This is a genomic window from Nonomuraea sp. NPDC047897 (assembly GCF_043204415.1).
GTDB lineage: Bacteria > Actinomycetota > Actinomycetes > Streptosporangiales > Streptosporangiaceae > Nonomuraea.
On the sequence record NZ_JBIDCC010000008.1, the window covers coordinates 74,286 to 86,551 of the forward strand.

Annotated in this window: 12 protein-coding genes; 5 read left to right on the forward strand and 7 right to left on the reverse strand. The window is 72.6% G+C overall.

Annotation, left to right across the window (positions count from 1 at the left end):
• Positions 1–11: 11 nt before the first annotated feature.
• Entirely contained in the window at positions 12–977 is a 966-nt protein-coding gene (gene bla, locus ACGF0J_RS19180; protein ID WP_393147467.1) for a class A beta-lactamase, read from the forward strand.
• A 31-nt stretch (positions 978–1,008) separates the two neighbouring features.
• Here bla and ACGF0J_RS19185 read toward each other — a convergent pair whose 3' ends face one another.
• The 3 genes from ACGF0J_RS19185 to ACGF0J_RS19195 all read right to left on the reverse strand — a co-directional run bounded on the left by ACGF0J_RS19185 (position 1,009) and on the right by ACGF0J_RS19195 (position 4,847).
• Entirely contained in the window at positions 1,009–2,157 is a 1,149-nt protein-coding gene (locus tag ACGF0J_RS19185) for a DUF418 domain-containing protein (RefSeq protein ID WP_393147469.1), read from the reverse strand.
• A 97-nt stretch (positions 2,158–2,254) separates the two neighbouring features.
• On the reverse strand, positions 2,255–3,928 hold the full coding sequence (pruA, locus tag ACGF0J_RS19190; protein WP_393147471.1) for an L-glutamate gamma-semialdehyde dehydrogenase: 1,674 nt from the start codon (positions 3,926–3,928) through the stop codon (positions 2,255–2,257).
• A 1-nt stretch (position 3,929) separates the two neighbouring features.
• Positions 3,930–4,847, reverse strand: coding sequence for a proline dehydrogenase family protein (locus ACGF0J_RS19195; RefSeq protein WP_393147473.1), 918 nt, complete (start codon positions 4,845–4,847; stop codon positions 3,930–3,932).
• Positions 4,848–4,922: 75 nt separating this feature from the next.
• On the opposite strand from ACGF0J_RS19195, the gene ACGF0J_RS19200 reads away from it, so the two are divergent.
• Positions 4,923–5,987, forward strand: a complete 1,065-nt coding sequence (locus tag ACGF0J_RS19200) for a PucR family transcriptional regulator (protein WP_393147475.1) — start codon at positions 4,923–4,925, stop codon at positions 5,985–5,987.
• Here the strand turns inward: ACGF0J_RS19200 and ACGF0J_RS19205 are convergent.
• The 3 genes from ACGF0J_RS19205 to ACGF0J_RS19215 all read right to left on the reverse strand — a co-directional run bounded on the left by ACGF0J_RS19205 (position 5,965) and on the right by ACGF0J_RS19215 (position 9,708).
• A complete protein-coding gene (locus ACGF0J_RS19205) occupies positions 5,965–6,585 on the reverse strand; it encodes an FMN-binding negative transcriptional regulator (RefSeq protein WP_393147477.1) in 621 nt (206 codons plus the stop codon). The two genes, ACGF0J_RS19200 and ACGF0J_RS19205, sit on opposite strands and share 23 nt — an antisense overlap.
• Positions 6,586–6,647: 62 nt before the next feature.
• Positions 6,648–7,751: a glycosyltransferase gene (locus ACGF0J_RS19210; protein ID WP_393147479.1), complete on the reverse strand. Its 1,104-nt coding sequence runs from the start codon at positions 7,749–7,751 to the stop codon at positions 6,648–6,650.
• Between the two features lie 124 nt (positions 7,752–7,875).
• Positions 7,876–9,708 (reverse strand): SpoIIE family protein phosphatase, encoded by a 1,833-nt coding sequence (locus tag ACGF0J_RS19215; RefSeq protein WP_393147481.1) that lies wholly within the window; start codon positions 9,706–9,708, stop codon positions 7,876–7,878.
• 73 nt (positions 9,709–9,781) lie between these two features.
• Between ACGF0J_RS19215 and ACGF0J_RS19220 the strand changes: the two genes are divergently transcribed.
• On the forward strand, positions 9,782–10,489 hold the full coding sequence (locus ACGF0J_RS19220; protein ID WP_393147483.1) for an ANTAR domain-containing response regulator: 708 nt from the start codon (positions 9,782–9,784) through the stop codon (positions 10,487–10,489).
• 9 nt (positions 10,490–10,498) lie between these two features.
• Here ACGF0J_RS19220 and ACGF0J_RS19225 read toward each other — a convergent pair whose 3' ends face one another.
• Positions 10,499–10,855 (reverse strand): STAS domain-containing protein, encoded by a 357-nt coding sequence (locus ACGF0J_RS19225; RefSeq protein WP_393148069.1) that lies wholly within the window; start codon positions 10,853–10,855, stop codon positions 10,499–10,501.
• Between the two features lie 180 nt (positions 10,856–11,035).
• Here ACGF0J_RS19225 and ACGF0J_RS19230 point away from each other — a divergent pair, with 180 nt between their 5' ends.
• Both ACGF0J_RS19230 and ACGF0J_RS19235 read left to right on the forward strand, forming a co-directional pair.
• On the forward strand, positions 11,036–11,809 hold the full coding sequence (locus tag ACGF0J_RS19230; protein WP_101782870.1) for a SigB/SigF/SigG family RNA polymerase sigma factor: 774 nt from the start codon (positions 11,036–11,038) through the stop codon (positions 11,807–11,809).
• Positions 11,810–11,885: 76 nt separating this feature from the next.
• On the forward strand, positions 11,886–12,242 hold the full coding sequence (locus tag ACGF0J_RS19235; protein WP_393147485.1) for an ATP-binding protein: 357 nt from the start codon (positions 11,886–11,888) through the stop codon (positions 12,240–12,242).
• Positions 12,243–12,266: the final 24 nt, after the last annotated feature.

Consider the following 12,266-nt stretch of genomic DNA (forward strand, 5'->3'; position numbering starts at 1 on the left):
GGAGTCCCGACATGCATCAGCACGCCCGCACCAGCCTCCGGAAGAAGCTGGGGGCCTCCGTCCTGGCGATCTCCACCACACTCGCCGGGGGCGCCTGGACCGCCACCCCCGCCGCCGCCACCCCCGCCGCCGCGCACGCCGTCCCGGCCACGGCGACCGCCCCGGCGTTCGACGTCAAGGCCGAGTTCGGCAAGCTGGAGGCCGCCTACCAGGGACGCATCGGCGCGTACGCGATCGACACGGGCACCGGGAAGACCGTCGGCAACCGGGCCGGCGAGCGTTTCCCCAGCAACTCGACCTTCAAGGCGATCCTGTGCGGCGCGGTGCTGCACAAGGCCCGTACGAGCGACCCCGGCCTGATGGAGCGCACCCTGAAGTGGAAGGCCACCGACGTGGTCTCCCACTCCCCGGTCACCGGCCGGCCGGAGAACGTCGAGAACGGGCTGACCCCCGACGAGCTCTGCCACGCGACCATCACCACCAGCGACAACACGGCCGCCAACGTGCTGCTCAAGCAGATCGGCGGCCCGGCCGGGATGACCCGCTACTACCGATCGCTCGGCGACCCCGTCGGACGGCTGGACCGCTACGAGACCGCGCTCAACGACTGGAAGCCGGGCGAGAAGCGTGACACCATCACCCCCGCGTTCATCGCCCGTGACCTGCGGAAGCTGACCGTGGGCAAGGCCCTCGTGCCCGAGGACCGGCGACGGTTGATCGACTGGATGAAGGCCAACACCACCGGCGGCGAGCGCATCGCCGCCGGCCTGCCCACGGGCTGGACCGTCGGCGACAAGACGGGCACCGGCGGCGTGTACGGTACCGCCAGCGACATCGCGATCGCCTGGCCCCCGTCCGGCGCACCGGTGATCCTCGCCGTCTACATCCGGCGCGGCGCCGCCGACGCCGCGGTCGACAACGCCGCCATCGCCAAGGCGGCGGCCCTGCTGGTGCGCGGACTCGGCAAGACCTCCTGACCTGTGCGCCGACCCGCGTGCGGTCCCCCGGTCAGGTCCAGTTCGTCAGGCGGCGCAGGCCGTACTCCACGGGCCCGTACCGGTGGGACCGCAGCCACCACGCGCTGAGCAGCAGCAGGACCGTGTACAGGGCCGCGGCGACGCCCATGACGGCGACGGGCGCCAGCCGCCCGGCGAGCGCCAGGCCGTACCCGGTGAAGACCAGGCAGGCCAGCACCGACTGCCCGAGGTAGTTGGACGCGGCCATCCGCCCCGCGGGCGCGAGCGAGCGCCCCACCGCCGGGAACCTCCTGACGACCCGCAGCAGCGTCGCGACATAGGCGGCGGTGAGCAGCGGCGAGGTGACGGTGTTCACCGCCAGGCCCAGCAGCTCGGCCGGGCCGTTGGAACCCTGCGTCAGGGCGAACAGGACACCGCCGGGCAACCCGACGCCGAACCCGGCCCACTGCACCCGGCCGAGCAGGTGCGCCCAGCGTTCCGGCTCCTCCAGCAGCCGCGTCCGCCCGGCGGCCAGGCCGAGCAGGAACATGGCCAGCGCCGTCGGCCCCTGGAAGAGCCAGATCGCGGCGGCGAGCGGCGGATACAGCTCCAGTTGCATGCGCAGCACGTCGAGCGGCCCGCCGGTGGCCAGAGCCATGATCCGGGACGCCTCGGCCGGGTCCGGCGCCGCCGCCGCGCCGGCGCCGCCTTCGAGGCCCGACAGCACGGCCAGGGCCAGCCACAGCAGGGTCAGCACCCCGATGACGACCATCGCCACGATCACCGCCGTACGGGGGCGGATGCCGCGTAACGCCAGCAGGATCAGACCCAGCACGGCGTAAAGGGTGAGGATGTCGCCGACCCACAGCAGCAGGCCCTGGGCGAGGCCGATCGCGAACAACCCCAGGCAGCGCCGCACGGTCCGCGCCCGGACGCTCGCCCCCGCCCGCTCCGCCGCCCGCATCTGCAGCGTGAACGAGTAACCGAACAGGAACGAGAACAGGATGTAGAACTTCGTCAGGACCAGGGCGGAGACGGCGTACGCCACCGGACCGCCGGGGATGGGCATCGAACCGGCCACGGCGTACCCCGGATCGGCGAAGAAGCCGATGTTCGCGACGAGGATGCCGGCCAGCGCGAAGCCACGCAGCGCGTCGATCTCGTGGATCCGGGCCGCCTGCGGTGTCAGGACTCGCGTCATGGAGCCCGACGCTAGGCGGTGCGGGTCCGCGCCGGCATCGGCCCTTGGTCGGCGCCCCCCCGACCAAAGGCTGCTCCGCCCGTGCGGGCGGCTGCTGCTAGTAGCCGAGCTTCTTCAGGTCCGGCTGCTCCCAGCCCGCCTGCGGGATGTCGCCGCGGAACGGCGGCGTGACGACCGGCGGCGCGAACGTCTCCTTGATCGTGCGGGCGTTCACCCAGCGGATCAGGTTGTAGATCGAGCCGGCCTTGTCGTTGGTGCCCGAGGCGCGGGCGCCGCCGAACGGCTGCTGGCCCACGACCGCCCCCGTGGGCTTGTCGTTGACGTAGAAGTTGCCCGCCGCGAAGCGCAGCCTGTCGGAGGCCGAGGCGATGGCGTAGCGGTCCTGGGCGATGACGGAGCCGGTCAGCGCGTACGGCGCGATGCCCTCCATCTGGTCCAGCACCGCGTCGAACTCGCCGTCGTCGTAGACGTGCACGGCCAGGATCGGCCCGAAGTACTCCTTGACGAACACCTCGTCGGCCGGGTCGGCCACCTCCAGGACGGTCGGCCGCACGAAGTAGCCCGCCGAGTCGTCGTAGGAGCCGGTGAGGACGTCCACCCCGGACGCCTGCCGCGCCCGGTCGATGGCCTCCTTGTGCTTGGCGAACGCCCGCCCGTCGATGACGGCGCCCATGAACGTCGACAGGTCGGCGGTCACGTCGCCCACGGTCAGCGACTCGGCCATCGACACGAAGTCGTCGCGCATCCGCGACCAGACCGACCGCGGCACGTAGGCGCGCGAGGCGGCCGAGCACTTCTGGCCCTGGTACTCGAAGGCGCCCCGCAGCAGCGCCGTCGACAGCACGCCGGCGTCGGCCGACGGGTGGGCGAGCACGAAGTCCTTGCCGCCGGTCTCGCCGACCAGGCGCGGGTAGCCGCGGTAGGAGGCGATGTTGGTGCCGACGGTACGCCACAGGTGCTGGAACGTCGCCGTCGAACCGGTGAAGTGGATGCCCGCCAGGTCGGGGTGGGCGAGCGCCACCTCGGACACGGCCTGGCCGTTGCCCGTCACCATGTTGATGACGCCGGGCGGCAGGCCGGCCTCCTCCAGCAGCCGCATCGTGAAGTGCGCGGCGAACTGCTGCGTCGGCGACGGCTTCCAGACGACGACGTTGCCCATGAGCGCGGCCGCCGTGGGGAGGTTGCCGGCGATGGCCGTGAAGTTGAACGGCGTGATCGCCAGCACGAACCCTTCGAGGGGCCGGTACTCCATCCGGTTCCACACCCCGGGCGACGACATCGGCTGGTCGGCGTAGAGCTGGCGCGCGTACGCCACGTTGAACCGGAAGAAGTCGATCAGCTCGCAGGCCGAGTCGATCTCCGCCTGCTGCGCCGTCTTCGACTGGCCCAGCATGGTGGCCGCGTTCAGCGTCGCCCGCCAGGGCCCGGACAGCAGCTCTGCCGCCTTGAGGAAGACCGCCGCCCGCTCGTCGAAGGACAGCGCCCGCCACGCCGGGGCCGCCGCGAGCGCCGAGTCGATCGCCTCCTGGACGTCCTGGGCGGTGGCGTCGTGCGTGCGGCCGAGCACGGCCGCCTTGTTGTGCGGCTGCACCACGTCGATCGACGTGCCGCCGCCCATCCGCTGCCGCCCGCCGATGGTCATGGTCAGGTCGATCGAGGCCCCGGCCAGCTCCTTGATCCGGCCTTCCAGCGCGGCCCGTTCGGCGCTGCCCGGCGCGTAGGAGTACACCCGCTCGTTGGCGGGGGTGGGCACGTTGCTGATGGCGTCCATTTCACTTACCCCCAAGGGCACGAAGGAAGAAGGCGACGTTGGCGGGGCGCTCGGCGAGCCGGCGCATGAAGTAGCCGTACCAGTCGTCGCCGTAGGGAACGTAGACGCGGACCGTGTGGCCGGCCCCCGCCAGGGCCTGCTGCCGGTCGGTGCGGATGCCGTACAGCATCTGGTACTCGTAGTCGCCGATCGCCCGGCCGAAGCGGTCGGCGAGCAGCTCGGTGACCGCGATCAGCCGGTCGTCGTGCGTCGCCACCATGGGATACCCCTTCCCCGCCATGAGGATGCGCAGGCATCGCACGTAGGCCCGGTCGACGGCGGCCTTGCTCTGGTGGGCGACCGAGGCGGGCTCGCGGTAGGCGCCCTTGACCAGCCGCACCCGGCTGCCCTCGCCGGCCAGCTCGCGGCAGTCGTCCTCGCTGCGCAGCAGGTAGGCCTGGATGGCCACGCCGGTCGACGGGTGGTCCTCGCGCAGCGCGCGCAGGATGCGCAGCGTCGAGTCGACCGTGGTGTGGTCCTCCATGTCGAGCGTCACGGACGAGCCGCCCGCCGCGGCGGCCGCGCAGATCTCGCGGGCGTGCGCGAGCGCCATCGCCTCGTCGAGCCGCTGGCCGACGGCCGACAGCTTCACCGACACCTCGGCCCGGTCCCGCAGGTCGAGCGGGCGCAGCTCCTCCAGCAGCGTCACGTACGCCTTCGCGGTGGCCGCGGCGGCGCCGGCGTCGAGCGTCTCCTCACCGAGGTGGTCGACGGTGACGGCCAGCTTCATGTCGCTGAGCCGTTCGACGGTGTCGCGCGCCTGCCCGGCGGCCTCCCCGGCGACGAACCGGTCGACCACCTTGCGGGTGAGCGGGAACCCCGTCACGGAGCGGCGCACCAGGGCGCTCCGGGAGGTGGCGAGTAGCAGTTGACCCAGCATGCGTACAGCCTAAAACCGCAGCTCAGGCCGGGCCATCGACGCGCGTAACGCCCGGTGTGGCAGGCTGTCATACACATGGACAATTCCGCTGATCTGCAGGAGACCGTCGACGAGATCGCCCGCGTGCTCGGGGCGTCGGCGACGCTGGAGGACCGCACGTTCCGGCTGCTCGCGTACGGCGCGCAGCACGGCGACATCGACACCGTGCGCCAGGAGTCGATCCTGCGCCGCCGCGCCACCCCCGAGGTGCGCGACTACTTCGAGCGCTACGGCATCGCCCGCGCCGGCCACCCCGTGCGCATCCCGGGCGACGCCGACCTGAAGGTGCTGGCCCGCGTCTGCTGGCCGCTGCGGCACCAGGACGTGACCTACGGCTACCTGTGGCTGCTCGACTCGGGCAGCCTCACCGACGACGTGCTGGGCCGGGCCGAGCCGCTCGTCGCCCGCGCCGCCGCCGCGCTCGCCCGCGAGGCGCGCACCCGCCGCGACGTCGGCCACGGCCTGCGCGCGCTGCTGTCGGCCGACCCGGACGAGCGCGCCGAGGCCTCCCAGGACCTGTACGGCGAGCTGCGCGGCCCCGTCGTCGCCATCGCCGTGCGCGAGGCGCACGACCGCGTCGCCGCGCTGTGGACGCTGCCGCGCGGCGTCCTCGCCCGCTCCGGTTCCCCGGTCGCCCTGCTCGCCCCCGCGCACCTGGCCGCCGAGGTCGCGCGGGGCGTGCAGAGCGCGTACGGCACCGCGGCCGGGCTCGGCGCCGCCCGCGACGACCCGGGGGAGGCGTGGCAGAGCTGGCGGGAGGCCCGCCAGGCGCTGCGCATCGCCGAGCACTTCCCCCGTTTCGCGCCCGTCGCCCGCTGGGACGACCTGGGCGTGCACCGCCTGCTGGCCCGGCTGGGCCAGGCCGACCTGCGCGAGCTGGCAGCGGAGACGGCGGCGCTGGACACCGAGCTGGCGCACACCGTGGAGACCTACCTCGACCTCGGCGGCCATGCCCAGAAGGCCGCGGCGGAGCTGGGCATCCACCGCCAGACGCTCTACTACCGGCTCGGCAAGGCGGAGCGGCTGCTGGGCCGCGACCTGTCCGACGGTGACGCCCGGCTGGCCGTCCACCTGGGCCTCAAGGCCGCCCGTCTTCGCTAGCCGCCCGGGTCAGGTGGCGCAGGGCGGCCTCGTCGCCGGGCCCGCCGCGGCCCGCCAGGCTCTCGGCGACGCGGGCGCGGTGTCCGGCGTCCTTGTGCCCGTCGTACTTGAACGTGCCGCGGATCTCCTCGACGGTGAGGCGCAGCCCCCGGATGCCGGGCAGCAGCCGCGACAGCCCCGCCGGATCGGCCGCGCCGGGTTCGAGGTCGGCGAGCTGGGCGCGCAGGATCTCCAGCTTGCCGTCGGCGTCGGCGACGATCTCGGCGTGGCACACGAGCTGGACGGCGGAGTAGTACGTGGTCGGCACGCCCGCCCGGGGATCGGTGCCGGGCTCGGCCCGCCACGCGCCGGGGACGTAGACCCACGGGCCGGCCACCGACAGCAGCACCCTGGGGTTCTCCTCGATGGCCGCCCACACCGGGTTGGGCCTGGCCAGGTGGAGCAGCACGGTCCGGTCACCGGCCAGGAGGAACTGGGTGGGCACCACCACGGGCACGTCCCGCCCCCGCCCGGAGGCGATGAGCTGGCCGAACGGGTGGGCCCGGACATGGGCGAGGGCCTGTTCCTCGCCGGCGGCGTCCCAGGGACGGATCAACATGCGGCCGATCCTATGTCCATGCGGTCCGCCGGTCGGGGACAGGCCCTCGCCGGGGTACGGGCTCAGGCGCAGGCGGCCTCGTACACGCGCACCAGCTCCTGGCTGACGCGCTCCCACGAGTAGCGCGAGCGGGCCCGGTCGGCGCCGGCGTAGCCGAGCGCGGTGCGCAGCGTGGTGTCGGACAGCAGCTCGCGCGTCAGCCGCGCGGTGGTGGCGGGGCGGTCCGGCGGGACCAGCAGGCCGGTGACGCCGTCGACGACCGAGTCGAGGTGCGCGCCCACGGCAGAGGCGATCACCGGGACGCCGCAGGCCATCGCCTCCAGCGCGACGGTGCCCGTCGAGGCCTCGCGCGGCAGCGTCATCACCACGTCGGCGCCGCGCATGAGCTTCGGCACCGCGGTCCGCTTCACCTGCCCGAGCAGGGTCACCCGGTCGGCCACGCCGAGCTGCTCGGCCAGGGTGCGCAGGCGCCGCGCCTCCCTGTCGTCGGCGAGCCGGTCGGCCTCGGGCCCGCCGGCGATGACGAGCTCCACGTCCGACAGGCCCTGCAGGGCGCGGACGATCGTGTGGGCGCCGCGGTCGGGGGAGAGGGGGCCGACGTGCAGCAGCCGCCGGCGCGAGCCGCGGGTGGCCGCCGGGCCCTGGCGGTGGAAACGTTCGGTGTCGACGCCCGGCGGGACGATCGCGATGTTGTTGCGCGGCACGCCGAGCCGGATCAGCGTGGACCCCTCGTCGTTCGAGCCGGCGATGACCGCGTTGGCGCGGCGGCCGAGGGCCCGCTCCAGCTTCATGTGCGCCGGGTCCACCGAGGTGAACGTCTGCGTGACCGGCACGCTCATGTCCTTGGCGCCGGCGACGGCGGCGAGCCCGCCCGTCCAGGAGTAGGCGTGGATGACGTCCGGCCGCTCCTCGTGCCACCGCTTCGACAGGTGCAGGCCGACGTCGTTGAGGTACGGCACCACGTCGTCGGCGGACAGGCTGCGCGCCGGGCCCACGTCGATGTGCTCCTCCATGACCCCGGGGGCCACCCGCGTCCTGGGCTTGCCCTCGGCGCTGTCACGGCGGGAGTAGATCGTGACGTTGTGCTCGCGCCCCAGCTCACGGGCTACGGAGTGGAGGTGGTGGCGCTTGTTGCCGGAGACGGAAGCGACGATCGCAATATTCATGGCACACCTCAGCAGCGTGGAAACAGCCTTCAAGGTGTGCCTGCGTCTTAGGCACGGATATCTGTGTCCATGACTTTACCCATAACCGCGCCGAACGCAAACCCCGACATTCGGGGTGCCTCGCTCAGACTCCGCGGAGCGCCAGGATGACGATCTCGTCCCACACCTGGCCGGCCGAGAACGCGTGCCGGTCGGCCTCGACCGCCTTGACCACCGTGGCCGGCGCCTGACCCGCGCACCTGCCCAGCACGTCGGCCAGCCGCTCCTCGCCGTACGGTTCGCCCCGGTCGTTCCTGGACGAGATCAGGCCCTCCGAGTAGAGCACCAGGGTCTCGCCCACCCCGACGCTGAGCTCCTCCACACTCGTCTCGGCCACGGGGGAGATGCCCAGCGGCACGCCGCCACCCGCCGCGAAGCGCACGCTCCCGTCGGGCTGCACCAGCGCCGCCGGATGGTGGCCGGCCGACGACAGCCGGATCGTGCGCCCCTTGACGAAGCCGGCCGCCGCCATCACGAACATGCCGGTGCCCTGCTTGACCAGCGCCTCGTTCACCTTGCCCACGACCACGTCGGGATCGCTCTCCCAGGTGGACAACACCCGCAGCCCACCCCGGACCATCGCGGTGACCGACGCCGCCTCCTCGCCCTTGCCGGCCGCCCCGCCCAGGGCGAACCCCCAGCCGCCCGACACGGGGAACACGTCGTAGAACTCGGCGCCCACCGACGCGCCGGGGTGGTAGATGGCGCTCGCCTCGTAGCCGGGGACGTCCGGCAGCTTGCGCGGCGCGACGCTCGCCGACAGCGCGTCGGCCGCCCGCGACCGGCTCTGGAAGCTGCTCTGCGCCCGCACCGCGAGCCCGAGCTGCAGCCCCACCTCCTGCATGACGGCCAGGTCGGCCAGCGTGAACGGCGGCCGGTCATGCTCCCTGACCAGGGTCAGCGCCCCGTCGGAGGAGCCGATCGGCACGCACAGCAGTGACCCGGCCCCCATCGCCGTCAGCAGCGGCCCGTCGGCGCAGAACCCGAGCAGCGTCTCGTCGTCGACCATCTCGTGCACCGTGCCGGTGCCCCGGTCGAGAACCTGCGCCACCACCTGGCTCATGGCCGGCGAAGCCTTCTCCACCTGGCGCACCAGGCCGCCCAGCGGATGATCCTTCGGCGCCACCACGACCTGCCGGCGGGGCAGCCCGTCGCGCACCATGTCGGCGATCACCCAGTCGGCCCAGCCTGCCGCCAGCAGCCGCGCCGCCCTCGACAACGCCACCGGCTGGCGCAGCGCCTCCTCGTCGAGCAGCAGCGCCCCCATGCGGGCCAGCAGGTCCTGACGCCTGGCCGCGGCCATGAGCAGCGCCCCGTCGGACTGCTCCGGCCGCTCGGCGCGCGGCCCCGGCAACTGCACCTCCGTCGGCAGCGCGACGGCCGCCACCATCTGCTGAGGCTCGCCCGGCATCGTCAGCCTGGTCAGCGCGAGCTGCACGGTGTGGGTGCGCCCCTGGTGCGCCAGCCGCGTCTCGAACGCCGCCGGTTGCCCGGTCTGCAGCACCGACGTCAGGTGCGAACGGAACGCCGCCCGCCGCGACACGTCCACCAGCAGCGGGAACGACCGGCCCACCAGATAGCCGTCGGGGCTGCCCAGCACCCGCGAGGTCTCCGGATTGATGCGCCTGACGACGCCGCCCCCGTCGAGCACGATCACCGGCACCGGGAAGGCCCGGAACACCTGCCGCAGCAGCTTCAGCTCCCGCTGCGGGCCGTCCTTGCGGCCGTTCTGCCGCCGCGCGGACTTGTCGAGCTCCACCCGGGCCTCGGCCAGCAGCTCGGCCGCCGTGTCCAGCTCGGCCAGCGCGGCGTCCAACGTGGGCGCGAGCTCGGACGGGTAAGCCGTCCTCGCCTCACGCAGTGAGGAGACGCGCGCCGTCAGCGCGTCCAGTGCGTGTTCGAGGTCCGGCACAGTCATCCTCCGACGCTACGCCACATGGGATAATGCTAGCCATAAAGGGTAGGGGGTTGTGCCTATGGAATCCACCGCGATGATCACGCCTGCGCTGGCCCGTGACCTGGCCGGACTCGGCCGGCTCGGCGCCGACACCTCCACCGAGAGCGTCCTGCGCGGGCTGACCACGGCTCTGGCGGCCGGCGTGCCCGGCTGCTCCGGAGGCTCGGCGGAGCACTGGCGCGACCACCGGGTGCTGGTGTCGGGCTCGCACAGCGAGCTGATCATGCTGGTCGAGGCCGAGCGGAGCCTCGGCGAAGGGCCCTCCACCGAGGCGCGCAGGACCGGCGGCCGCGTCGTCGTCAGCGACGTGCTCGCCGACGGCCGCTGGCCCGGATACGCCGCGCTCGCCACCCGCTGGGGGGTGCGCTCGGTGCTGGCCCTGCCCATCGACGTGTCGCCCGTGACGCTCGTCGTCGGCCTCTACTCCGTACGGCCCGGCGCGTTCTCCCCGCTCGGCGCCCACGCGCTGGCCGACATGCTGACCGAACAGGTCGGCGTGGCCATGGCCAACATGTGGGACTTCGAGGAGGTGCGCACCGACGCCGCGCAGATGCAGGAGGCGCTCGCCGGCCGGGCCGTCATCGACCAGGCCAAGGGCATCATCATGCAGACCAGCGGCTGCACGGCCGAGGCCGCCTTCGAGGAACTGCGCCGGATCTCCCAGCACCATCAGGTCAAGGTGGCCGACCTGGCCCGGCTGCTGGTCGACGAGCACCAGCGCAAGACCCGCCGGCGGCCCTAGCCACGGGGATCAGCCAAGGGCGGACAGGGCGTCGTCGAGCGTGTCGTACAGCGGCAGCCGCTGCGCCAGCCCGGTGATCCACATCACCTTGGACTTCGAGTACTCGACGCCGACCAGCGCGAACTTCGACCCCGACGTCAGGCTGGTCTGCCAGTGATGCACGATCAGCCCCAGCGCCCGCGAGTCCATGAACGTCACACCCGCGAGGTCCAGGATCAGCCCCGGCCCGGCGAGGGACAGGTAGTCGGCGAACTGCTCGCGCGTCGTGGCGTCAAGCACGCCGTCGACCTTGACGACGGTTATCTCGCCCACTGTCGACGAGGTCAGGCTCAGGGCGGCGGCTGAGCTCTCACCGTTCTCCGGCATTGTCACGAAGCAACCCTACTGTTACCGCGGCGGGGGTGAATACATCCCGCCGGATGGGGGATACTGGTGGCGAAGTCCAGCAGAGGGCTTCCGTCTCGTACTTGACGCGAGGTGTGCCTCTGCCTGGGCTTTTTTCGATTCCGGCGGAGGCCGCCCCTGCGACCCATATGAGGAGCAGCGATGGCTGTGCAGGAATACGTCCTCGAGGAGATGACCGCCGAAGAGCTCCTGGCCGAGATGGTCAGGGAGGACACCCCCGACAGCGTGCGCGAACGACTGCGCGAGCGCATCGTGGAGATGCACCGCCCGCTCGCCATGGAGATCGCCCGGCGCTACCGCTACCGCGGTGAGCCGCTGGAAGACCTCCTGCAGGCGGCGTACGTCGGCCTGATGAAGGCCGTCAACGGCTTCGACCCGACGCTCGGCCATGCGTTCCGCGGCTACGCCGTCGTCACGATGACCGGCGAGGTCAAGCGTCACTTCCGCGACCGGACCTGGGCCATCCGGGTGCCCCGCCTCTACCAGGAGCGCCGCTCCGAGCTGAACCGCCTCGTCGCCGACCTCAGCCAGACCCTCGGCCGCTCCCCGACGGTCGCGGAGCTGGCCGCCAAGATGAACATCTCCGAGGAGGACGTCCTCCTCACCCTCGACGCCTCGGCCGCCTACAGCACCCTGTCGCTCGACGCGCCGCTCGGCGCCGACGACGACGCCGCGTCGCTGGGGGACGTGATTCCCGAGGACGACGACACTCTGAGTACGATGGTCGATCGTGAAGCCGTCAAGCCACTGATCGACGCGCTGCCGTCACGCGAGAAGCACATCCTGCTGCTGCGGTTCTTCGGCAACATGACGCAGGCCGAGATCGCGGCGGAGTTCGGCATTTCGCAGATGCACGTGTCGAGGATCCTGCGCAAAGTCCTCGACCAGCTCCGCACGGAGCTGCTCGTCGGCTGAGAGGGCGGATAGCCGGGTGAACGGGGACCACCATCCTCAGGAAGCGGGTGTCACCAGCCCGCCACCCGGCACGCCCGTGAAGACCCTCCGATTCCGGCTGCCGGACCTGCCCCAGGTCCGGCAGTTCGTCGAGGAGGAGGCGCGCGCGGCCGGGATGCCGGAGGAGACCATCGCCGACTTCGTCATCGCGGTCAACGAGGTGGCCACCAACGCCGTCACCCACGGCGCCACCGACGGCCAGGTGCGCCTGTGGCCCGACGGCGGCGAGATCGTGATCGAGGTGCACGACGACGGCACCTGGAAGCCGGGGCCCATGCCGGGCTCCGTGGGCGGGATGGGGCTGTGGGTCGCCCGCATGCTGGCCCTGGACCTGAGCCTGCGCGTCGGCGACCACGGCAGCACGGTCGTCATGCGTTTCCCGGGCAAGGGCTGACCCTCCCTCCGCCGTGCGGACCCC